We start from the raw sequence: 22,330 nt of genomic DNA, 5'->3' as shown, positions 1-22,330 counted from the left end.
GGAGAGCCGCCCCGAGGAGGACGGCAGCGACCACAACGGCAGGCCACAGGTATCTCGACTTGACCAAACTAAATGCCCTATCTCTTCTATTCGGCGGCGATCGCCCAGCCGGAATCCGGCGTCACGGCGCACATACCCGCGTTCAGGCAGGGTGCCACGCAGGCGGTGAAGATCGAAAATTCCGCGCCACCGCGGAGCGAGCCGCTCACCCATTGTCGCGCAGGGCAGCTGGGTAATCGCAACGCACGGTCCTCTCAGGCCCACCCGGTATCGTAAGGGCACTGTTCTTCCGAAGAAACGAGCAACACTTTAACCATGACATCTGATGCAGCCGTGCCCTCGAAGTCTCCACTCGTCTCGATCGTCATCCCCGCCTACAACAACGCGGACTACCTCGACGAGACCATGAAGAGCGTGCTCGGCCAGACGTATACCAACCTCGAGGTGATCGTCTCCGACCACGCGTCCATCGACGACACCTGGGCCGTCATGCAGCGTTACAGCGCCGACCCTCGCGTCACCCTGCTGCACACCGAGGGTGGCGGCGGGGCGCTGCGCAACTGGAACCGAGTGAGCCAGGCGGCCACCGGCGAGCTGATCAAACTCGTCTGCGGCGACGACCTGCTCTACCCCACCATCGTCGCCCAGCAGGTTGCCGCGCTCATGAACGAGCCCGGCGCCGTGCTGACCGCCTCCCCGCGTGACATCGTCGACGCCAACGGCGCACCGGTGCTGAAGAACCGTGGCCTGGCCGGCCTGATCGGTGTGCACGACGGCGCCGTCGCCGTGCGGAAGACCATCACCCAGGGCACCAACATCTTCGGCGAACCCGGCTGCGTGATGATGCGCCGGAGCGTTCTGGAGAAGGTGGGCTGGTGGGATTCGCGCTGGCCGTACCTGATCGACGAGACCTCTTATTCGATGGTCCTGCTCGAGGGAAAGTTCGTCGGCGTACCCGGCAGCCTGGCCGGCTTCCGCATCTCCGACAGCCAGTGGAGCGTGCGCCTGGTCGCCGAGCAGGCCGAGCAGGCTATCGGCTTCCACAACTGGATGGCCAAGACTCGCCCCGACGTCGTGTCCAGCACCGACCGGCGGATCGGCAACACCCGCGCCAGGGTGATGGCCCAGGTGCGCCGGCTCGCCTACATCTGGCTCGGCCGTCGCATGTCCAAGGCGGTGACGACGGATGCCGCAGCCAACTGACCCGGCCGACGAAACGGCCCGTGTGATAGGTTCTGAACCCGTGACACTCCCCTCTGCAGAACCCGACGTCGCCGACCACAGCATCTCGATCGTCATCCCCGTCTATCAGGGAGAACGTACCCTCACCGGCGTTCTCGAGGAGATCGAACCGCTCACCCGGCTGAGCATCACCCCTGATGGCTACAGCTTCCAGGTCGAAGAGGTCCTGCTGGTCTTCGACCACGGTCCGGACGACTCGGCGTCGATCATCCGCAGCGTCACCGACAGGTTCCCGTTCGCCCGCGGCATCTGGCTGAGCAAGAACTTCGGCCAGCACGCGGCGACCCTCGCCGGCATGGCGTCCTCCGGCGGCGACTGGATCGTCACCCTCGACGAGGACGGCCAGCACGACCCCCGCGCCATCGGCGGGATGCTCGACACCGCCATGCGCGAGCAGGCCAGCGTCGTCTACGCCAAGCCGACCAACCCGGCCCCGCACGGCCCCGTGCGCAACGCGGCCTCGAAGACCGCGAAATACCTGCTCACCAAGCTGTCCGGCACCGGCGCGGCCGCCGACTACCAGAGCTACCGGCTGATGCTGGGCAACATCGGGCGCAGCGTCGCCGCCTACGCCGGCTCCGGGGTCTACCTCGACGTCGCCATCGGCTGGGTCGCCTCCCGCGTCACGACCTCCCCGGTCGAACTGCGCGAGGAAGGTGAACGCAGCTCCGGCTATTCGGCCCGACGACTGTTCTCGCACTTCTGGCGCATGATCCTCACCACCGGCACGAGGGGGCTGCGGATCGTCAGCGGCCTCGGCGTCATCTTTGCCGTGATCGGTGTGATCTTCGCTGTCGTCATCTTCATCCAGCGCCTCGCCGGCGACATCGCCATCCAGGGCTGGGCGTCGCTGAGCGTCCTGGTGCTGCTGAGCGCGGGGTTCATCCTGTTCTCCCTGGGCATCATCGCCGAGTACATCGGCATCAACGTGAACATGGCCATGGGCAAGCCGCCGTACCTCATCACGACCGACCCGGCGGATGGGCCTCTCGGGCGGACGCGCAAAGCGGCCAAGTGACCACCTACGTCTGGGTGATCGGGGCCCGCGGCCTGCTCGGCGGCGCCACGGCCGCCGCGATCAGCCGTCGCCCCGGCTGGGTGCTGCTGAACGCAGAACCGCTGCCGTGGGCCGATGACGACGCCCTGGCGGCCGCCGCCGCGGCGACCGCCGCCCGGCTGCTCGAGACCGCCGCAACCGAGCGCACGAACTGGGCGGTGCTCTGGCTGGCCGGAAACGCCGTCACCTCCACACCCCCGGCTGCGATCGATCGGGAACTGCGTCAGCTGCGCCTGGTGCTGGACGCTGTCGGTACCGCCGCCGCCCACCAGGGCACCTCCGGCGCCGGCGCCGTGTTCTACGCGTCCTCGGCCGGCGGCGTGTACGGCGGTTCGGCGCATCCGCCGTTCAACGAAAACAGCGCACCGGTGCCGATCTCGGGCTACGGACGGTTCAAGCTCGACGCCGAGGCGAGCCTGTTCGCCTTCTCCCGGGCCAGCGGGGTCTCGGTGCTCGCCGGCCGGATCGCGAACCTGTACGGGCCCGGCCAGAAGCTGGGCAAGATGCAGGGCCTGATCTCGCACCTGGCCAAGGCCCAGTTCTCACCCAAGCCGGCGTCGATCTTCGTGCCGCTGGAGACCATGCGGGACTACATTTTCGTGCGTGACTGCGCCGAACTCGTCGTGGACTGCGTCGCCAGGCTGCTCGAGGTCACCGCCGCCACCGGACGCACCGAGGTGATCAAGAACCTCGCCTCGGGTCAGGCCGTGACGATCAGCAACCTGCTCGGCCAGATCCGCAGCCTCGCCAAGGGCCAGCCGAACGTGATGCTGGGCTACTCGGCCGAGGCCTCGATGCAGGGCCTGGATCTGCGTATCACCTCGACGGTGTGGCCCGACCTGGACCGGCGGCAGCTGACCAGTCTGCCCGCGGGGATCAAGGCCACCATGGACGACGTCCTCGCCCACATCCAGTCCGGCGGCTGACACCCCGCCCAGGCGGCGTCGCCGTCCAGATGCCGCAAAAGGCCCCATGGAACTCATCCATGGGGCCTTTAGCCGTGATTCGGCCGGCTGTTAGTCGGTCTTGAGCAGCCCGTTCAGGTAGACGCCGTAACCGCTCTTGGCGAGCGGGGCGGCGAGACGGCTCAGCTGGGCGTCGTCGATCCAGCCGGCGCGCCAGGCGATCTCTTCGATGCAGCCGATCTTGTGGCCCTGGCGGTCTTCGATGACGCGCACGTATTCGGAGGCCTGCATCATCGATTCGAAGGTGCCGGTGTCCAGCCAGGCGGTGCCGCGGTCCAGGACCTGCACGTGCAGGTTGCCCTGGTTGAGGTAGCGCTCGTTGACGGTGGAGATCTCCAGCTCGCCGCGGGCGCTGGGTTCGATGGACTTGGCGATCTCGACGACGGAGTTGTCGTAGAAGTACAGTCCGGGCACGGCGTAGTTGCTCTTGGGCTTGGTCGGCTTCTCTTCGATCGACACGGCGGTGAAGTCGTCGTCGAACTCCACGACTCCATAGGAGGTGGGGTTGGACACGTGGTACGCGAAGATCAGGGCGCCGTCGATGTCGGCGTTGTTGCGGAGCGCCGAGCCCAGGCCGGCGCCGTGGAAGATGTTGTCGCCCAGCACCAGGGCGACGCTGTCATCGCCGATGAAGTCCTCACCGATGGTGAACGCCTGCGCGAGGCCGTCCGGGGAGGGCTGCACGGCGTATTCGAGGCGGAGGCCGAGCTCGCTGCCGTCGCCGAGGAGGGCCTTGAACTGGTCGTTGTACTCGGGGGTGGTGATGATGAGCACCTCGCGGATACCGGCCATCATCAGCGTCGAGAGGGGGTAGTAGATCATCGGCTTGTCGTAGATGGGCATCAACTGCTTGGAGATGCCCTTGGTGATCGGCCAGAGGCGGGTTCCTGAGCCTCCGGCGAGAATGATTCCGCGCATGGTCTAGTTCCGTTCGTTGAGCGACTGGTAGTAGGCGCGGGCGGCGTCCCAGGTGGGCAGCAGTCCGCTCGCGGCGGCCTCGGCGAGGCTGGGTGCGTCGGTGTCTTTCGGGGAGAGCAGCAGCTCTCCGGCCGAGGACGGGAAGATCAGGCCGACCTCGTCATCGAGCGGGTTGATCCCGTGCTCGGCGCCGGCGGTGTAGGTGGAGGAGACCAGGTAGCTCACGGTGGCCTTGTCGGTCAGGGCGACGAAAGCGTGGCCGAGGCCCTCGGAGATGTAGACGGCCTTACGGTCGACGTCGTCCAGCAGTACGGAGTCCCACTGGCCGAAGGTGGGCGAACCGACCCGGATGTCGACGATGAAGTCGATGATCGCACCGTGCGTGGCGGTGACGTACTTGGCCTGGCCCGGCGGGATGTCTGCGAAGTGGATGCCGCGCACGACGCCGCGGCTGGACATGCTGGTGTTGGCCTGACGCAGGTCCAGCGGGTGCCCGACCGCCTCGGACAACTTGTCGAAGCGGTACCACTCGAGGAAGACTCCCCGGTCGTCCCCGAACTGCTTGGGGGTCACCTCGTAGGAATCGGGGACGGAGAGTTCACGAATCTGCACGTTTGCCAGCCTAGCAAGGCGTGTCCAGTAGAATCGCGGAGGCACCTTTACGCAAACGGAATGGTCACGTATATATATGAAGATCCTCGTCACCGGCGGAGCCGGGTTCATCGGCTCGAACTTTGTTCGTCGCACCCTGCAGGACGCTTACCCGGGCCTGGAAGGCGCCGAAGTCGTCGTCCTGGACGCCCTCACCTACTCCGGCAACCTGGAGAACCTGGCCCCCGTGGCCGATTCCGACCGCTACACCTTCGTCGAGGGCGACATCCGCGACGGCGCTCTGCTGGACACCCTGTTCCCGGGCCTCGACGCCGTGGTGCACTTCGCCGCGGAATCCCACGTGGACCGCTCCGTGCGGGACGCCTCGATCTTCGTCGAGACCAACGTGCTCGGCACCCAGCAGCTGCTCGACGCGGCACTGCGCAACAACCTGCCCAGGTTCGTGCACGTGTCCACCGACGAGGTCTACGGCTCCATCGCCGAAGGCTCCTGGAACGAGGAGCGCGCCCTCGAGCCCAACTCGCCGTACTCCGCGTCGAAGGCCGGCAGCGACCTGCTCGCCCGCAGCTACCACCGCACCCACGGCCTGAACGTGTCGATCACCCGGTGCTCGAACAACTACGGCCCGTACCACTTCCCCGAGAAGGTCATCCCGCTGTTCGTAACCAACCTCATCGACGACCTGCACGTTCCCCTCTACGGCGAGGGCAACAACATCCGTGACTGGCTGCACGTGGACGACCACACCCGCGCCATCGCGATGGTGCTGGTCTCCGGCCGCGCCGGCGAGATCTACAACATCGGCGGCGGTACCGAGCTGACCAACGTCGAGCTCACTCAGCTGCTGCTGGACGCCACCGGCAAGGACTGGTCCTACGTGGACCGGGTCGCCGACCGTCTCGGCCACGACCTGCGCTACTCCGTGGACATCTCCAAGATCCAGGCCGAACTCGGCTACTCCCCCGAGGTGCCCTTCGAGAAGGGCCTGGCCGACGTGGTGCAGTGGTACCGCGACAACCGCTCCTGGTGGGAACCCCTCAAGGCCCGCGCGGCGTTGAGCTGAGCCTGCTGACATGACCCGTTATCTGATCGCCGGCGCGGCCGGGATGCTCGGCCGCGACCTGCAGGACGCCCTCTCCGACCGTGATGTCACGGCCGTGGACCGCAGCGAGCTGGACATCACCGACCTCGCCGCCGTTCAGAAGGCCGTCACCGGCCACGACGTGATCATCAACGCCGCCGCGTACACCGCGGTGGACGCGGCGGAGGAGAACGAGGCCGCCGCGTATGCGGTGAACGCCATCGGCCCGCGCAACCTCGCGATCGCGGCCGCCGCCAGCGGTGCGAAGCTCGTGCAGATCTCCACCGACTACGTCTTCGACGGCACCGGCAGCACGCCGTACCCCGAAGACACCGCGATCGACCCGCTCAACGCGTACGGCCGCACCAAGGCCGCCGGTGAACAGTTCGTGCTCACCGAGAATCCCGCCGGCAGCTACATCGTGCGCACCGCGTGGCTCTATGGCGCACACGGCCCCAACTTCGGCCGCACCATGCTCACCCTCGCCGCGGGCCGGGACACCGTCTCCGTCGTCGCCGACCAGTTCGGCCAACCCACCTGGACCGTCGACCTGGCCCGCCAGATCGTGGCGATGCTCGACGCCGACGCGCCAGCCGGCATCTACCACGGCACCAACGCCGGGCAGACGAACTGGTTCGGGTTCGCCAGGGCCGTGTTCGCCAACGCGGGCCTGGACCCTGACCGGGTGCTACCCACCGACGGCCGCACGTTCGTGCGTCCGGCACCACGACCGTCGTACTCGGTACTCGGGCACGACGCCTGGTCCGCTGCCGGCCTGGCCCCGATGCGGCCCTGGACCGAGGCCCTCGAGGACGCCTCGACCCACGGCGCTTTCACCCCGTCATGATCACCCTCCGGGTCATCGTCGACCAGATGGTCTCGCCCGTTCCCGGCGGGCTCGGCCGGTACACCGAGGAACTCACCCGGTCGCTGATCGCCACGGCGCCAACCGACTGTGCGGTCGAAGGCATCGTCTCGGCCACCTCGGCGGAGCACTACGACCAGATCACCGACGCCCTGCCCGGCCTGGCGGGCCTGCACAAGATGGCACTGGCGCGCCGCGAACTCGCCGCGGCCTGGCAGCTCGGTGTGGCGACCTCGGCCGGCCGCGGCCTCGTGCACGCCCCCGGCCTGTTTGCTCCGCTGCACCGGCACGACAGGGTCAGGGACGAGACCCAGGTCGCCGTGACGGTGCACGACGTGCTCGCCTGGACGCATCCGGAGTCGTTGACCCCGACCACCGTCTCCCGAACCAAGCTGATGCTCAAACGCGCCCGCAAGCACGCCGACGCCATCGTGGTGCCCAGCCACGCCCTCGCCGACCAGCTCGGCGAGATCATGGACTTCGGCGACAGGGTGCGGGTGATCGGCGGGGCCGTCAGCAGCGGCCTGGTGCTGCCGACGAATTCCGCCGCCGCCGAAGCCATGGCCGTGGCCCTGGGGCTGCCCGACGAGTACATCCTCACCGCCGGCACCCTGGAACCGCGCCGCGCCGTGACCGCCCTCATCACGGCCCTGGGCCGTCCGGGCGCCGCGGAGCTGCCGCTGCTTGTTGTCGGACCGGATTCCTGGGGTGAGCTGACTCTCGCGTCGGTGGCCGACGAGGCCGGCCTCGCCCCCGACCGGGTGCGCGCGCTGGACGGCCTGACCGACCAGCAGCTCGCCCTGGTGATCTCGCGGGCGTCGGTCTTCGTCTACCCCAGCCTCGAGGAGGGCTTCGGCCTGCCGATCATCCAGGCTTTCCACTTCGGCACCCCGGTGATCCACTCGGATGCGCCGGCCCTGGTCGAGGCCGCCGGCGACGCGGGCTTCGTGGTGGAGCGTGACGACCCGGCCGGCTACCCCGATCGGCTCGCCGCCGCCCTGGACCGGGTGCTTGGCGACACCGCCCTCGCCGACAGGTTGCGCATCTTCGGCGGCGACAGGGCCAGGGCGTTCAGCTGGCGGGACACCGCCGAACGCGTCTGGCAGTTGCACGCCGACCTCTGAGCCCATCGGGCCCGATCAACGGCTCAGGGTCAGGGTGCGGGGGTCTCCGTGACCGGGTTCAGCGCGGCGTCGATCAGGCCGGCGATGTAGTCGTAGTCGGGGTCTGTCGGGTCCACGTTGTTGGCCGGCACCAGTTCGACGGCGCCCACCGGGAGTTCCTTGGTCTTGGCCGCGAGGCGGGTGAAGTAGCCGAGCATGCCCTGGGGCACGTCGGTCTTGACGACCTCCTGGCCGGCCTGGGCCACACCCTGGAACTTGGTGAGGACGTTGCCCGGGTTGAACTGCTGCAGGATCGCCTCCTGCAGAACCCGCTGGCGGGACATCCGGTCGTAGTCGCTGGTGCCGTGCCTGGCGCGACCGTACCACAGGGCGGTGAAACCGTCCATGTGCTGCGGACCGGCCTCCACCCAGCCTTCCACGTCGCTGAGGTCGTCTTCCTGGCCGCCGATGGGCAGCCGCTCCGCCACGGTGATGTCCACGCCGCCGAGGGCGTCGATGAGCTGAGAGAAGCCCTGCATGTCGATGAGGACGTAGTACTGGATGGTGAGCCCGGTGACGCCGCTGGCGGCGTCACGCATGGCCTCGATGCCGGGTTCGCTGCCCTCGGCCACCGCGTTGGGGTACATCTCCGGGCTCTTGAGCTCCACCTCGGTGTAGATCGAGTTGAGCTGGCAGACGTCCACGTCGCAGACGCCGTCGTAGCCGTAGCCGTCCGGGTACGAGGCGTACAGGGGGGAATCCTCCGGGAACGGCACGTACTCGAGGTCGCGAGGGATGCCGATGATGTCGGCCTTGCCGGTCTCGGCGTCGATGCTGACCACCGAGGTGCTGTCCGGGCGCATGCCCAACCGGTCGGAACCGGCGTCGCCGCCGAGCAGCATGATGTTGTACCGGCCGTCGACCGGCGGCTCCGACGGGCCGGCCGCGAACACCGACGACAGGAACCCGCTGGCCGTCGTGGCAACGTAGGCGCCGTAGGAGGCGGTTCCGGCCACAGTGACCATCACCACTGTCGCCAGTCCGGCGATGAACGGCCGGGCCTTGGGCCGGGCCTTCACGAGGCGGGTCAACCGGATGGTGTCGAAGGTCAGGACCACCCAGACCAGGGCGTAGAACACCATCACGATGGCGAGGATCCACAGTCCGATCGAGTTGGTGGCCACGGTGAGCAGGATCTCGGGGTTCAGCGCGTAGACGATGCCGGCGATCACGCCGAGGCCGAGCAGACTCAGGCTGGCGCGCAGTCCGAACCGGCCGAGGCCGCGGCTTCCCGCGAGTACCTGGGCGGAGCCGGGCAGAAGGATGTTGAGGACCACGAGCCACCAGGCCCGGCGGGTCATGACCTGCCTGGAGCCGGAATTCGGGTGCCGGATCGGGCTGCTGGCGCTCGTCATAGTTTCGCTTGCAGGGCCGTGTTCTTCTGCTCCACCTGCTCGGCCAGCTGGTCGGCGTAGCCTTGCAGCTTGAGGCGCAGCGCGTCATCCGCCGTCGCCAGGATCTTGATGGCGATCAGGGCCGCGTTGCGCGCGCCGCCGATCGAGACCGTCGCGACGGGAACGCCGGCCGGCATCTGCACGATCGATAGCAGTGAGTCCAGTCCGTCCAGGCGGCCCAGCGGCACCGGAACGCCCACGACGGGAAGCGTGGTGACCGCGGCGAGCATGCCCGGCAGGTGTGCGGCGCCGCCGGCGCCGGCGATGATCACCTTGAGGCCGCGGCCCCAGGCTTCGGCGCCGTAGCGCATCATCTTTTCCGGCGTGCGGTGCGCTGAGACCACCTGCACCTCGTGGGCGACACCGAATTCGGCCAGCATGGCCGCGGCGTCGCTCATGACGTTCCAGTCGGAGTCCGACCCCATCACGACGCCGACGAGCGCGGCTGAGGAGGGGGCGGACTCGGGGGCGGGAGTCGCGAGGTTGTCTGGCACGGTGACGATCTTAGGCTTTAGTCCTGAAAATATGCCGCAGTGGCACGCGCCTGGTAGCTGACCGAGTCCAGATCGGGCCCGGATGCCGTCACGTGGCCGATCTTACGTCCGGGGCGGGGGTCCTTGCCGTAGTTGTGCACCTTGACCGTCGGCTGCTCGGCGAACGCGGCCGGGTACCGGGCCGCCATGCTTCCCTCGGCGGGGCCGCCGAGGACGTTGACCATCACCGACCAGGGGTCCCGGAGCGCCGTGTCGCCCAGCGGCAGGTCGAGCACTGCTCGCAGGTGCTGTTCGAACTGACTCGTGGTGGAGCCGTCGATCGACCAGTGACCGCTGTTGTGCGGCCGCATCGCGAGCTCGTTGACCAGCAACCGGCCGTCGGTGGTTTCGAAGAGTTCCACGGCGAGCACCCCGGTGACACCGATGCCCTCGGCCACCCGCTCGGCGATGTCGGCGGCGAGCGCGCTGAGCCGGCCGGCCGACTTCGGTGCCGGCGCGATGACCTCGGCGCAGACGCCGTTCTGCTGCACGGTCTCGACGACGGGCCAGATCGCGATCTCACCGGACGGGCGTCGCGCGACGACCTGGGCTAGTTCGCGGCGGAAGTCGACGAGCTCCTCGACCAACAGGTCGCCGCCGTTGGCGTCTTCGGCGAGCGCGAGGAACCAGTCGTCGGCCTCGTGGGCGTGGGACACCACGCGCACCCCCTTGCCGTCGTAGCCGCCCCTGGCTGTCTTCACGACGGCCCGGCCACCGTGATCGGCGAGGAACTGCGCCAGAGCGTCCGCGTCGGCCACCCGCGCCCAGTCGGGGACGGGCAGGCCCAGCTCGGTCAGGCGTTCCCGCATGAGCAGCTTGTCCTGGGCGTAGAGCAACGCGTCGGGTCCGGGGTGCACGCTGATGCCCCGGTTCACCAGTTCGCGGAGGATCACCTGCGGAACGTGTTCGTGGTCGAAGGTCACCACGTCGACGGTCTCGGCGAAGGCGAGGACGGTGGCCAGGTCGCGGTAGTCCCCCACCGACACCGCGGCGAGGTGCGCGGACATTCCGTCGGCCTCGGCCAGGACCCGGAGGTCGAGGCCGAGGTTCACCGCGGCGGGGATCATCATGCGGGCCAATTGGCCTCCGCCGATCACACCAACGATCGTTCTCATTTGTTCACCAATTTCTGTGCGACCGTTCATCCGAGGGGCCGGGAACTCCCAGGATGAGGAATATGCCGGGACGTAGACTGCGAGAGAAGCGCGTTTTCTCGCTACACGTTCCATTTTCACCTATCGGCCGGACGGATGCATGTCGAGAACAACCTTCAGCAGGTACCGGGTGCTGGCGTTCGCGACCCAGCTCGCGAAGTTCGGCATGGTCGGACTCGTCGGCTTCGCGGTGGACATCACAGTGTTCAATCTGCTGCGGGCCACCGTCTTCTCCCCAGAGGCCCTCGCCTCCGGCCCGATCTGGGCGAAGGTCGTCTCGACGGTCCTCGCCATCCTGGCCAACTGGGTCGGCAACCGGTACTGGACCTTTTCGAAGGACCGCCGGTCACAGACCCTGCGTGAGGGCCTGGAGTTCTTCGCGGTCAGCCTCGTCGGTATGGGAATCGGGCTGGCCTGCCTGTGGGTGAGCCACTACGTTCTCGGGTACACCAGCGTCATCGCCGACAACATCTCCTCGAACGTGATCGGCCTGCTGCTCGGAGCCGTCTTCCGCTTCACCCTGTACAGGTACTGGGTCTTCTCACCGTCCCGCCGGGACGCCACTGCGGTGCCCACCGGCACGGCGGCCACCGGTCCGGTGACCACCAGCACGGCAGCGCTGCGGCTACAGTCCCGCGCGGAGGCCGAATTCGTCACCGAGCGCTGACTGCTCCTGCCGGCGCGAGGCCATCACGCTCTGTGACTGCTCCATCAGGTCCTGCAGCACCTGCTGCACGAGGTCGGCGTCCGGCACGTCCCGCAGCGACAACGGCTGTTCCAGCCCCGAATTGATCCGCACCGTCCCGGACCGAAACAGCGACTGCAGCCAGTTCTTGCGCACGGTGACGTCGTAGCCCCTGCTGTGCAGCAGTTCCTGCCGCTCGTGCACGAAGATGCCGTGCACGAAGATGATCCGGCGGCTGGTCACCGTGTACCGCCGGGTGAGCCAGGACACCAGCGGCAACAACCAGAGCAGCACGACGACCAGGCCGGCGCCGACCAGGAGCATCACGTTCTGCCACGGCTCGGCCAGGCTTCCGGAGTAGTAGCCGGTCACGCCGCACGCGCCGATCAGGAACAGGGTGGGCCAGAACAGCGCCCTGGCGTGCGAGCGGAGCCGGGCGATGACCACCTCTGGCGCCGTCGTCGGCACGCCGGGCATCACTTGCGCTGGGTTGGTCATATACCCATTAATACCTCAGATTCAGTACCGCAGATGGGTCACGTCCCCCGCGGCGACGGCCTGTAGTTCGCCGTTCGTCTGGTCTTCCACGATCAGCCGGCCGTCCCCGTCCAGCCCGACGGCGGTGCCCACCAGGTCCTGCCCACCGGGCAGTTCGACGCGCACCGCGGCGCCCAGGGTGCCGCACAGGGCGGACACCTCGGCGTGCAGGCCGCTGGCCACGGGATCCGCACCGGCGGCGAGGAAGTTCGCGGTGAGGCTCCGCAGCGCGTCGAGGTACGCGGCGAGCACCTCGTCGGCGTTCGGGATGCTACCGGTGACGAGCATCAGCGAGGTGGACGTGAGGGTGGGCAGGTCGTGCTCGTCCAGGCTCAGGTTCAGTCCGGTGCCGATGCACAGGCCGCTGGCATCCGGCAACAGCTCCGAAAGGATGCCGGAGACCTTGTAGCCGTCGATGAGCACGTCGTTGGGCCACTTCAGCGTCACCTCGTGCCGGGGTGCCTCCTCGTCGCCGGGCGGCGGCGCCGCGGCCTGCACGACCGAACGCACGGCCTGGGTCATGGCCGCGCCGGCGAGCAGGGGAAACCAGCCGTACCGGTTCGGCGGCAGCCGGCCGCTCTCCAGCCGTGGTCGCAGCAGCACCGAGATGGCCAGCGATTTGCCGCTGGGCGCCAGCCAGGTGCGGCCGAGCCGTCCGCGGCCGCTGGTCTGGTTGTCGGTGACGATGACCGACAGGTCGGGCCAGGCCGACGAATCAGGGCCCGTGGCCCGGGTCACCAGCACATCGTTGGTGGAGCCGGCCTCGTCGAGGTACTCGAACCGTGCCCCGATGCCGCGGCTGATCGGAAATTCCATGCTGACGCCTCTTCTCACACCCCGCGGGGATCATAACTCCTGCAATTCTGCCCAGGTTTGGTGGGGCACCGGGCCGACACGCTCTGGGGGCGGTGCGGGGTGAGGCCGGTAGAGTGAACGGCGTGACTGAGAACCCGACCGGACCCGACCTGTACACGACGGCTGGCAAGCTCGCCGACCTCAAGATGCGCTACCACGAAGCCGTGACCGCGAGCGGCGAGGCCGCCATCGAGAAGCAGCACGCCAAGGGCAAGATGACCGCCCGCGAACGGGTGGCCGAGCTGCTGGATCCGGGCTCGTTCGTCGAACTCGACGAATTCGTGCGGCACCGCACCGTCGCGTTCGGCATGGAGAAGAAGCGCCCGTACGGCGACTCCGTCGTCACCGGAACCGGCACCATCCACGGCCGTCAGGTGGCCGTGTACTCGCAGGACTTCACGATCTTCGGCGGTTCGCTCGGCGAGGTGGCCGGCGAGAAGATCATCAAGGTGATGGACCTGGCTCTCAAGACCGGGGTGCCCATCATCGGCATCCTCGACTCCGGTGGAGCGCGCATCCAGGAGGGTGTCGTGGCCCTGGGCAAGTACGGCGAGATCTTCCGCCGCAACACCGCCGCATCCGGCGTGATCCCGCAGATCTCGATCATCTGCGGCCCGGCGGCCGGCGGCGCCGTGTACTCCCCCGCCCTGACCGACTTCGTGATCATGGTCGACAAGACCAGCCAGATGTTCGTCACCGGCCCCGACGTGATCAAGACCGTCACCGGCGAAGACGTGGGCATGGAGGAACTTGGCGGCGCGCTGACCCACAACACCATCTCCGGTGTGGCGCACTACCTGGCCAGTGACGAGTCCGACGCCCTCGATTACGCGCGCACCCTGCTCGGCTTCCTGCCGGACAACAACCTCGCCGAGCTACCCGTCTTCGACAGCGAGGTCGAACTCGAGACCACGGATTCCGACCTCAAGCTCAACACGCTGATCCCCGATTCGCCCAACCAGCCGTACGACGTGAAGACCGTCATCGAGCACATCGTCGACCACGGCGACTTCCTCGAGACCCAGCCGTTGTTCGCGCCCAACATCGTGGTGGGCTTCGCCCGCATCGAGGGCCGCAGCGTCGGCATCGTCGCCAACCAGCCCAACGCGATGGCCGGCACCCTCAACATCCAGGCCGGCGAGAAGGCCGCCAGGTTCGTCAGGTTCTGCGACGCGTTCTCGATCCCGATCCTCACCCTCGTCGACGTTCCCGGCTTCCTGCCAGGCACCGACCAGGAATGGACCGGCGTGATCCGTCGAGGCGCGAAGCTGCTCTACGCGTACGCGGAGGCCACGGTGCCGCTGGTCACCGTGATCCTGCGCAAGGCCTACGGCGGCGCCTACATCGTGATGGGCTCCAAGCAGCTCGGCGCCGACATCAACCTGGCCTGGCCGACCGCGGAGATCGCGGTCATGGGCGGCCAGGGCGCCGTGAACATCCTCTACCGTTCCGAGATCAAGAAGGCCGAAGCGGCCAACGAGGATGTCGCTGCCGTCCGCAGCCGGCTCGCCAACGAGTACACCTACAACGTGGCCAGCCCGTTCCTCGCCGCCGAACGCGGCGAGCTCGACGGGATCATCGAACCGTCCGCGACGCGGGTGTCCGTCGTCAAGGCGTTGCGGGCGCTGCGCACCAAGCGCGCCAGCCTGCCCGCCAAGAAGCACGGGAACATCCCGCTGTAGGCGGCGCTGCCATGACAGTCTCAGAGAACCGCGCCGGCTTCGACCCGGCCGAGCTCACCTTCGTCACGACGGGGGTCTCCGAACAGGAGGCCGCCGCGGTGACCGCCGTCCTGCGGGCCCTGCTGCGCGCCGAGTCGGACAACCTGCGGGCCACGCCGAACGGCCCCGCGAGCCCCTGGCAGGACAGCCAGCGGGCCATCAGGGCGCCGCTGCCGCGGGGCGACGAGCGCTGGCGGGGCTTCACGGCCTGAGCCGCACTCTGTTGTCCCCCTAAATGACGACTTTTCAGCGGATCACCGGGTCGGCATTATTGGTATTGCTGGGTGTTGCTCTCGGGCAACACGACCAATCATTCGCCGACTAGGGTAAGCAGGCGAATGTGTTGGGGGCGCGTCTAGGCGACATTCGGGTTGTCGCCCTGACACGGAAATGTCGGAAGGGGATCCACCCCCGGGTGGGTCCCCTTTCGCATGCCCGGTCAGTGCCGGCGGGTCGGCTGGCCGGCCGAGGCGCCCGGCGCGTGCACGGCCCGCGGGATCTCCAACCACAGGTCCACTTCTTCGTCGGGCGAGTCCTGGCCGAGGGCGCTCAGCCGCGGGTCAGGGCTGTTGATGCCCACCACGGTGATGGCGGTCCCCGAGCCGTCGGCCGCCGTCCTGGCGATGATCGTGGACGCCGTCGTGGCGGCCATGGCGTCGGCCAGAGTGTTCAGCACGACCTCCAGATCGGTGCCGGCCAGGTCGTCGATGCCACCCTCGTCGAGCAGGGTGACGATGGCGCCGCGCCGCCGCGCCGCCATCACCTCACGGCGTACGGCGTCGTTGAGCAGCCGGCGCCCGCGGATCTCGTCACGGATCGCGGCCTCCAGGTGCCGGCACTCCAGACGCTGCCCGTCGCTGAGCGTGCCGCGTTCCTGGATGATGCGGCGCAGCATCGGCGCCGCCAACCGGATGGTCTGGGCCAGGCGCACCTGACGCTCGTACAGGTGCGCTTCCTGCGCCGCCTGCCACTCGGTGGCCTCCCGTTCGGCGAGGCCGTACTGCCGCGCGTCCCGGCCCGCCTTGGCCAGCGCCCTGGCCAGCGTCACGGCCACGAACACCCACACGGCGCTGCCGATGACGCCCATCGACGCGAGGGAGCCCGCACCGGCCCAGACGACGGTGTGAGCGACGAGGAAGCCCACCCCGACCCAGGCGAGGGTCGCCCGCCTGCGCGTGGCCGTGATGGTCATCAGGGTGCCGACGGCGGCCACGTACCAGGTGGCGTAGCCGTTGTCGGGCACGGACCCGTCCAACTGGCTGCCCACGAGCAAAGGAACCGCGATGCACACGGCCACGTTGAAGAACCCCAACCAGTGCGACATCCGGGCCGGACTGGTCGGCCATAGGCTCGCCACGGTGGCCGCGGCGTAGAGCAGGATCGCGATCAGCGCGGGTACCGGCGACGCCGGCACATCCAGCGAGTAGAGGGCCAGGATCACGTGATAGGTCGAGAACAGGGCGGCCAGGGAGATGATCAGCCCTCGGGGGACGGAGATCATGCGCGGCCACCGCGCTCACTCAGCGGCCACTCGATCAGGATCGACGTGCCCCGGCCGGGGCTGCTGTTCACCTGGACGACGCCGCCGGCCTTCGCGACCCGCTCCCGGATCGAGATCCGCAGGCCCAGGCGTTCGCTGGGCACGGTGGCGGGGTCGAACCCGACACCGGAGTCGGCGATCTCGATGACGCAGCCGCCCAGCAGATTGGAGTTCATCCGCACCGACCTCGTCACCGGGTCGCCGGGGACACCGGCGTGCTGGATGCTGTTCACGATCGCCTGGGCGCTGGCGGCGTAGAGGGCCTCGCCCGCGTGCGCGGGCAGGCTGAGCCTCTCGGCATCGCAGTCGATGAACTCGATCGGCTCGTCGAACCGGTCCGCGATCTTGCGGATGCGTTCCTTGAGGGTGCTGAACAGGACCAGGCTGTCGTCGGTTGCGGGAAGCGAACCGGCCTCGGTGAGCCGGGCGATGGCGTCCTCCGCCATCGTGGCAGCCAGCTCGGCCGCCTTCGGCGTACCGGCTGCGGCGGCGGACAACAGGGCGGCGAGGACACTGTCGTGCACGAGAGAGTCCACCTGCACCCGTTCCACCTCGGTGGCGTGCTGGCGCACGGCGGCGGAGTACGTGGACAGCGCGTTGGTCTGCGCGATGTCGACCCCGGCGGTGGCCTGGCGCAGCATCGTGATGATGATCAGAATCACTTGGCCGAGCAGGATCGCGTAGACGGCGTCGAGGGCGCCGAGCATCGGATCGGCGCCGCCGCCTGCGGGCAGCACCCGCACGATGCCGTAGGCGATCGGAGCCAGGAAGGTGTAGGTCATCGCCCACCACTTGGAGAACGAGACGGCGGCGAAACCGGTCGCGACGGTGCAGAGATACCAGAGCCAAGGCTTGCCCTCGAGGGTGCCCTCCGGGGTATTCAGCATCGCCGGCCAGCCGATCAGGGCGACGAGGTACACCCCCGCGAACACGCCGCTGGTGACTCTGACGTACTTCTTCACCAGCGTGGCGATGATTGCCACGCCCAGGCCGCCGAAGATCGCGATACTGAGCGCCACCCCGAGACCGGGCTTGAGGCTGTCCAGCTGGCCGAGCATCGCCGGATAGGTCTGCAGGGCGAAGATCAGGCCCACGCCGCCGGCGGCCCGCGAGACCACCCGCTCGATCTGCGCGCGACTGATGGGCTTGCGCGGCTGCTTGGATTCGTTGAGGAGGTCGGCACCGAGCTGGTCGGGTGCGACACGGCGCGGCGACAGCCTGAACGACCGGACCGGCACGACCTCGGCCGGACTAGGAGCGCCCATCCCCGCCTTCCAGGTCGAGACCCGGCAGGATGCCGTCTTCCACGGCCCTGCGTAACAGGTCGACCTTCGTGGGCGCCGGGCGGCCCACCTCGACGTACTTCACGCGGATGCGGTCGAGGTACTCCCGGGCCGTGGAGTGGGCGATGCCCAGCTGCATCGCCACCATCTTCAGCGGCAGGCCGGAGGCGTAGAGGTGCAGCACGTCGCGTTCACGGCGGCCCAGTTGGGCCTTGGCGAAGTCCCGGTCGGCGTCGATGGCGGTGGCCCACTCGAGGTTGTTGAGCACGTCACCGCGGGCCACGGAGGCGACGGCGGCCATCACCGTGGTCGTCGGCGACGACTTGGGGATGACGCCGGCAGCGCCGGCGGCCAGGCCCTCACGGACCAGGGCGACCCTGTCGGCGATGCTGTGCACCAACACCGACGCGCCGGTACCGCGGGCCAGGTGCACGTTGTCGGTGACGAGGGACCCGTCGCCGAGGGACAGGTCGAGCACGATCACATCCACCGGGCGACCGGCGATGCCGTCGACGAGTTCGCGTACCGTCGCGGCCTCGAAGACCACCTCGAAGCCGGTGTTCTCACAGGCGGCCTTGAGGCCCAGCCGCACCGACTCATGGTCGTCGGCGATGCCCACGCGTACGGGGCGGTCGGCCAGGTCGGTCGCGGTGTCAGGCTCGGTCACGGTTGTCATCTCTCGTCTTCGTTCTTGGTGCTAAGACTAGCTATCTGGTGAGCAGGGCGACGGCTTCGACGTGGTGGGTGTTGGGGAACAGGTCGAAGGCGCGCAGGCTCCGCAGCGTGTACCCGAGCCCGGCGAAGAGGGCGACGTCGCGGGCCAGGGCCACCGGATCGCAGGCGACGTAGACCACCTGGGCCGGCGCGAGGAACGCCAGGGTGTCGACGACTTCGCCGCCGGCGCCGGATCGCGGCGGGTCGAGCACCACGGTGGCTGCCTGCAGACGGGCCCGTTCGGCAGCGTCGGCGTCGCGGGTGAGTCCGGTCAGGAATGTGTCCACCCTGCCGGTCTGCGCGGTGGCGCCGACCCACTCGGCGAGGTTAGCGCCGGCGTTCTCGGTGGCCTGGGCGTCGCTCTCCACCGAGGTGATGCGCACGTCGGAACCGAACCTGTCGGCGACGGCGGCGGCGAGCAGCCCCACACCGCCGTACAGGTCGAGGTTGGCGGCCTTGGGGTCGAACAGGTCCGGGTCGATGGCGTCCTGCACGGCGGCGAACAGGGTCTCCGCGGCACGCGCGTGCACCTGCCAGAAACCGGCGGCGTCAAGCCGGAACTCACGGTCGCCGACCCGCTCGGTGATCGGTTTGGGCGCGGTGCGGCGCCGGCGGCCCTTGGCGTCCTGCTCGGCGACCAGGATCTGCACTTCACCGACGCTGGGGGCGACGACGTCGACGGATGCGGCGCCGGCGAACAGCTTGTCCAGCGGCGCGGCCATTTCGAGGGCGTGTACGGCCAGCGGCAGGTCGTCGACGGGGATCACCCGGTGCGAGCGGGCGGCGTACGGGCCGACGATGCCGGTCTCCGTGACATGCAGGCGCACCCGGGTGCGCCAGCCGGTGCCGTCCATGGCGTCGCCCGGCGAAGCATCCGCTGCCACCGGCACGGCCTCGACGGTGACATCGCTGTCGAGTCCGGCCATCCGGTGCAGTGCATCGGTGAGGACCTGGCGCTTGAGCTCGCGCTGGTGGCCCAGTTCGATGTGGCCGAATTCGGCGCCGCCGGCACGGTCGGCAGGGTCCCGGTCGATGGCCGCTGCGGCCCAGATGTGCGGCTGACGTTCGGGGGCCGCGTCCAGGACCTCGACGGTCTCGGCCCGCCAGAAGCTCTTCTTGTTCGCGTCGGTGAGCCTGACGCGCACCCGTTCACCCGGGAGGGTGTCGCTGACGAAGACCACACGGCCCTCGTGCCGGGCAACGAAGATGCCGCCGTGGGCTACGTTGGTGATATCGAGGTCGAGTTCGGTGCCGATCTCGCCCTCTGGAGTGCTCTGACTTGCCTGACGATTAGTGTTGGTGCCCATTGAATGAGCATCCCACATCTGCCTGCCGCCTGAAGGGTTCCATGCGCCTCTACCTCGCCTCCACCTCCCCCGCCCGGCTGGCGCTGCTGCGCGCGGCGGGCATCGAACCCGTCACCATTTCGCCCGATGTCGACGAGGATGCCGTCGCGGCGGCCGAGGCTGAACGCCTGGGCGAGCCCCTGACTCCGCACCATGTGGTCGAGCTGCTGGCGCGGGCGAAGGCCCAGGCCGTCGCGGCCGTCGGTGCCGAGCGGGGCATCGACGGGCTGATCCTCGGCGGGGACTCGGTCTTCGTCCTCGACGGTGTGATCTACGGCAAGCCGCACACCAGCGAGCGTGCCAGGGAGCGCTGGCACACCCAGCGCGGACGCACCGGGCAGCTCTATTCCGGCCACTGGCTGATCGAGCACATCGACGGTCGGCCCGGTCGTGCCGTCGGTGCCGTCGCCGTCGCCGACGTGACATTCGCCGACGACCTCACCGATTCGGAGCTCGACGCCTACATCAATACCGGTGAACCGCTCTTTGTCGCGGGCGCTTTCACCATCGACAGCCTCGGCGCGCCGTACATCAGCCGCATCGAGGGCGACCCGTCCACGGTCGTCGGACTGTCGTTGCCGACCCTGCGCAGATTGGTGCTCCGGTTGGGCTATGACTGGCCGAGCCTGTGGAATACGGGCACTTCGGCCCTACCGGACTGACCGTTCTTTCGGGGCCTTTGTAGCCCCACGCAGTGTTCTTGCCGCGGTTTTTGTGGGAAAGAACCAAAATTGCGGGGGTTCGGACCAATAGGCTCAGTACCTATGTCGCGTATAACGAAGGTCCTCATCGCCAACCGGGGCGAGATCGCCGTCAGAGTGATCCGAGCGGCAAAGGACAGCGGCATCCTCTCGGTGGCCGTATACGCCGACCAGGACCGGGACGCCCTGCACGCCCGTCTCGCCGACGAGGCCTACGGGCTCGACGGCACCTCCAGCGCCGAGACCTACCTCGTCATCGAGAAGATCCTCTCCATCGCCCGCCGCTCCGGCGCCGACGCCGTGCACCCCGGCTACGGCTTCCTCGCCGAGAACGCCGCCTTCGCCCGCGCCGTCCTGGACGCCGGCCTGATCTGGATCGGCCCGTCCCCGGAGGCCATCGAGCAGCTCGGCGACAAGGTGTCCGCCAGGCACATCGCCGAGAAGGTGCACGCGCCGATGGCGCCCGGCACCCTGAACCCCGTCGCCGATGCATCCGAAGTTCTCGACTTCGTCGACCAGCACGGCCTGCCCGTGGCCATCAAGGCGGCCTTCGGCGGCGGCGGCCGCGGCCTGAAGGTCGCCCGCACCCGCGACGAGGTACCGGAACTGTTCGACTCCGCCGTGCGTGAGGCCGTCACGGCCTTCGGCCGCGGTGAGTGCTTCGTGGAGAAGTACCTCGACAAGCCCCGGCACGTCGAGACCCAGTGCCTCGCGGATGCCCACGGCAACGTCGTCGTGATCTCCACCCGCGACTGCTCCCTCCAGCGCCGCCACCAGAAGCTCGTCGAAGAGGCGCCGGCACCGTTCCTCACCGAGGCGCAGACGACCGAGATGTACCGGGCGTCCAAGGCCATCCTCCGGGAGGTCGGTTACGTCGGCGCCGGCACCTGCGAGTTCCTGATCGGCCAGGACGGCACGGTCTCCTTCCTCGAGGTGAACACCCGCCTGCAGGTGGAACACCCGGTCTCTGAGGAGGTCACCGGCATCGACCTGGTCCGTGAGCAGTTCCGGCTCGCCGAGGGCGGCACCTTGGACTACGACGACCCCATCGCCGTCGGCCACTCGTTCGAGTTCCGCATCAACGGTGAGGACGCCGGCCGCGGCTTCATGCCCGCCCCCGGCCCGGTGCACGTGTTCAAGGCCGCCGGCGGCCCCGGTGTGCGCGTCGACAGCGGCGTGCAGTCCGGCGACGAGATCTCCGGCTCGTTCGACTCGCTGCTGGCCAAGCTCATCGTCACCGGCGCCACCCGGGAACAGGCCCTGGAACGCGCCCGCCGCGCCCTCGACGAGTTCGAGGTGGCCGGCCTGCCCACAGTGCTGCCGTTCCACCGCATGATCGTGCGCGACCCGGCCTTCGCCCCCGCCGACGGCGCCCCGTTCTCGATCTACACCCGCTGGATCGAGACCGAGTTCGAGAACACCATTGCCCCCTGGAGCGGCACCGTCGAGGACCGTCCGCGCTCCGACGCCCGGCACAGCGTGGTCGTCGAGGTGGACGGCCGCCGCATCGAGGTGAGCCTGCCCAGCAAGCTGCTGCCCGGTACCGCGTCGGAGAAGACCGCCGGGCCGGCCCCGCGCCGTCGGACCGCCGCTCACTCGGTGAACACCGCAACGGGCGATGCCGTCAAGGCGCCCATGCAGGCCACCATCGTGAAGATCCTCGTCACGGAGGGCGACACCGTCGTCAAGGGCGACCTGCTGCTGGTGCTGGAGGCCATGAAGATGGAACAGCCGCTCACCGCGCACAAGGACGGCGTGGTCGGGGTCATCGGCGCCGCTGTCGGCTCGACGGTCTCCTCAGGCCATCTGCTCATGACCGTCGGCTGACACCCCCCAGCTGCGCAACTGTGCCCGAACCGGACACCTGCGCCCCTTGGGTTCAGGGGGTCGTTGCAACACCTGATTGATTGAGGTGTTGGTTATGGGTGGTCGTGTTGGGTTTCCGCGTGAGGTTCGTCGTCGGT

22 protein-coding genes are annotated in these 22,330 nt (G+C 68.6%); 11 read left to right on the top strand and 11 right to left on the bottom strand.

Translation table 11 applies throughout. From position 1 onward, the window contains the following. Positions 1-315 precede the first annotated feature (315 nt). The 3 genes from E3T19_RS17525 to E3T19_RS17515 are packed head-to-tail and all read left to right on the top strand — an operon-like array spanning position 316 to position 3,225. Positions 316-1,203, top strand: coding sequence for a glycosyltransferase family A protein (locus E3T19_RS17525; protein ID WP_134409460.1), 888 nt, complete (start codon positions 316-318; stop codon positions 1,201-1,203). A 40-nt stretch (positions 1,204-1,243) separates the two neighbouring features. Continuing rightward, positions 1,244-2,260: a glycosyltransferase gene (locus E3T19_RS17520; RefSeq protein WP_241980336.1), complete on the top strand. Its 1,017-nt coding sequence runs from the start codon at positions 1,244-1,246 to the stop codon at positions 2,258-2,260. Beyond that, the gene (locus tag E3T19_RS17515) at positions 2,257-3,225 is read left to right on the top strand and encodes an NAD-dependent epimerase/dehydratase family protein (protein ID WP_134409459.1); all 969 of its coding nucleotides are present in this window, start codon (positions 2,257-2,259) and stop codon (positions 3,223-3,225) included. Before E3T19_RS17520 ends, E3T19_RS17515 begins: the two co-directional genes overlap by 4 nt. Before the next feature lie 90 nt (positions 3,226-3,315). Here E3T19_RS17515 and rfbA read toward each other — a convergent pair whose 3' ends face one another. Next, positions 3,316-4,182, bottom strand: a complete 867-nt coding sequence (gene rfbA, locus E3T19_RS17510; protein ID WP_088455272.1) for a glucose-1-phosphate thymidylyltransferase RfbA — start codon at positions 4,180-4,182, stop codon at positions 3,316-3,318. A 3-nt stretch (positions 4,183-4,185) separates the two neighbouring features. Beyond that, the gene (locus E3T19_RS17505; RefSeq protein WP_088455271.1) at positions 4,186-4,794 is read right to left on the bottom strand and encodes a dTDP-4-dehydrorhamnose 3,5-epimerase family protein; all 609 of its coding nucleotides are present in this window, start codon (positions 4,792-4,794) and stop codon (positions 4,186-4,188) included. Between the two features lie 76 nt (positions 4,795-4,870). Between E3T19_RS17505 and rfbB the strand changes: the two genes are divergently transcribed. From rfbB to E3T19_RS17490, 3 genes are read left to right on the top strand one after another with little or no spacing between them, the layout of a single operon-like run. Beyond that, complete coding sequence (rfbB, locus tag E3T19_RS17500; protein ID WP_088455270.1) at positions 4,871-5,857, top strand: dTDP-glucose 4,6-dehydratase; 987 nt, start codon at positions 4,871-4,873, stop codon at positions 5,855-5,857. 10 nt (positions 5,858-5,867) lie between these two features. Then, entirely contained in the window at positions 5,868-6,722 is an 855-nt protein-coding gene (gene rfbD / locus E3T19_RS17495; RefSeq protein WP_088455269.1) for a dTDP-4-dehydrorhamnose reductase, read from the top strand. Beyond that, positions 6,719-7,864: a glycosyltransferase family 1 protein gene (locus tag E3T19_RS17490; RefSeq protein WP_088455268.1), complete on the top strand. Its 1,146-nt coding sequence runs from the start codon at positions 6,719-6,721 to the stop codon at positions 7,862-7,864. The genes rfbD and E3T19_RS17490 overlap by 4 nt, the downstream gene beginning before the upstream one ends. Before the next feature lie 29 nt (positions 7,865-7,893). On the opposite strand, the gene E3T19_RS17485 is transcribed toward E3T19_RS17490, so the two are convergent. From E3T19_RS17485 to E3T19_RS17475, 3 genes are all read right to left on the bottom strand, one after another. Further along, positions 7,894-9,258: an LCP family protein gene (locus tag E3T19_RS17485; RefSeq protein ID WP_088455267.1), complete on the bottom strand. Its 1,365-nt coding sequence runs from the start codon at positions 9,256-9,258 to the stop codon at positions 7,894-7,896. Further along, a complete protein-coding gene (purE, locus tag E3T19_RS17480; protein WP_088457867.1) occupies positions 9,255-9,722 on the bottom strand; it encodes a 5-(carboxyamino)imidazole ribonucleotide mutase in 468 nt (155 codons plus the stop codon). Before purE ends, E3T19_RS17485 begins: the two co-directional genes overlap by 4 nt. An 86-nt stretch (positions 9,723-9,808) precedes the next feature. Then, positions 9,809-10,945, bottom strand: coding sequence for a 5-(carboxyamino)imidazole ribonucleotide synthase (locus E3T19_RS17475; protein WP_088455266.1), 1,137 nt, complete (start codon positions 10,943-10,945; stop codon positions 9,809-9,811). Between the two features lie 139 nt (positions 10,946-11,084). Between E3T19_RS17475 and E3T19_RS17470 the strand changes: the two genes are divergently transcribed. Then, complete coding sequence (locus tag E3T19_RS17470) at positions 11,085-11,651, top strand: GtrA family protein (protein WP_088455265.1); 567 nt, start codon at positions 11,085-11,087, stop codon at positions 11,649-11,651. Here the strand turns inward: E3T19_RS17470 and E3T19_RS17465 are convergent. Together E3T19_RS17465 and E3T19_RS17460 are read right to left on the bottom strand one after the other, a co-directional pair. Continuing rightward, on the bottom strand, positions 11,610-12,167 hold the full coding sequence (locus E3T19_RS17465; protein ID WP_240632371.1) for a PH domain-containing protein: 558 nt from the start codon (positions 12,165-12,167) through the stop codon (positions 11,610-11,612). The two genes, E3T19_RS17470 and E3T19_RS17465, sit on opposite strands and share 42 nt — an antisense overlap. A 21-nt stretch (positions 12,168-12,188) precedes the next feature. After that, positions 12,189-13,022: a biotin--[acetyl-CoA-carboxylase] ligase gene (locus E3T19_RS17460; protein ID WP_134409458.1), complete on the bottom strand. Its 834-nt coding sequence runs from the start codon at positions 13,020-13,022 to the stop codon at positions 12,189-12,191. 185 nt (positions 13,023-13,207) lie between these two features. On the opposite strand from E3T19_RS17460, the gene E3T19_RS17455 reads away from it, so the two are divergent. Then, on the top strand, positions 13,208-14,743 hold the full coding sequence (locus tag E3T19_RS17455) for an acyl-CoA carboxylase subunit beta (RefSeq protein WP_088457865.1): 1,536 nt from the start codon (positions 13,208-13,210) through the stop codon (positions 14,741-14,743). Between the two features lie 11 nt (positions 14,744-14,754). Beyond that, the gene (locus E3T19_RS17450) at positions 14,755-14,994 is read left to right on the top strand and encodes an acyl-CoA carboxylase epsilon subunit (RefSeq protein WP_088455263.1); all 240 of its coding nucleotides are present in this window, start codon (positions 14,755-14,757) and stop codon (positions 14,992-14,994) included. A gap of 227 nt (positions 14,995-15,221) precedes the next feature. Here the strand turns inward: E3T19_RS17450 and E3T19_RS17445 are convergent, their stop codons facing one another. The 4 genes from E3T19_RS17445 to E3T19_RS17430 are packed head-to-tail and all read right to left on the bottom strand — an operon-like array spanning position 15,222 to position 19,626. After that, positions 15,222-16,283 carry a hypothetical protein gene (locus tag E3T19_RS17445; protein ID WP_134409457.1) on the bottom strand — a complete coding sequence of 354 codons (1,062 nt, stop codon included), beginning with the start codon at positions 16,281-16,283 and terminating at the stop codon, positions 15,222-15,224. Further along, positions 16,280-17,587 (bottom strand): sensor histidine kinase, encoded by a 1,308-nt coding sequence (locus tag E3T19_RS17440; RefSeq protein WP_241980335.1) that lies wholly within the window; start codon positions 17,585-17,587, stop codon positions 16,280-16,282. The genes E3T19_RS17445 and E3T19_RS17440 overlap by 4 nt, the downstream gene beginning before the upstream one ends. Beyond that, the gene (locus E3T19_RS17435; protein ID WP_088455261.1) at positions 17,574-18,281 is read right to left on the bottom strand and encodes a response regulator transcription factor; all 708 of its coding nucleotides are present in this window, start codon (positions 18,279-18,281) and stop codon (positions 17,574-17,576) included. Before E3T19_RS17435 ends, E3T19_RS17440 begins: the two co-directional genes overlap by 14 nt. 31 nt (positions 18,282-18,312) lie before the next feature. Continuing rightward, entirely contained in the window at positions 18,313-19,626 is a 1,314-nt protein-coding gene (locus tag E3T19_RS17430; protein WP_134409456.1) for a class I SAM-dependent RNA methyltransferase, read from the bottom strand. 41 nt (positions 19,627-19,667) lie between these two features. On the opposite strand from E3T19_RS17430, the gene E3T19_RS17425 reads away from it, so the two are divergent. Together E3T19_RS17425 and E3T19_RS17420 are read left to right on the top strand one after the other, a co-directional pair. After that, positions 19,668-20,327 (top strand): nucleoside triphosphate pyrophosphatase, encoded by a 660-nt coding sequence (locus E3T19_RS17425; protein ID WP_088455259.1) that lies wholly within the window; start codon positions 19,668-19,670, stop codon positions 20,325-20,327. A gap of 102 nt (positions 20,328-20,429) precedes the next feature. Further along, entirely contained in the window at positions 20,430-22,193 is a 1,764-nt protein-coding gene (locus E3T19_RS17420) for a biotin carboxylase N-terminal domain-containing protein (RefSeq protein WP_088455258.1), read from the top strand. Positions 22,194-22,330: the final 137 nt, after the last annotated feature.

The organism is Cryobacterium sp. TMT4-31 (assembly GCF_004403385.1).
GTDB classification, from domain to species: domain Bacteria; phylum Actinomycetota; class Actinomycetes; order Actinomycetales; family Microbacteriaceae; genus Cryobacterium; species Cryobacterium zongtaii.
Note: the sequence above shows the minus strand (reverse complement) of the source record. Positions and strands in the feature narration are given on the sequence as shown.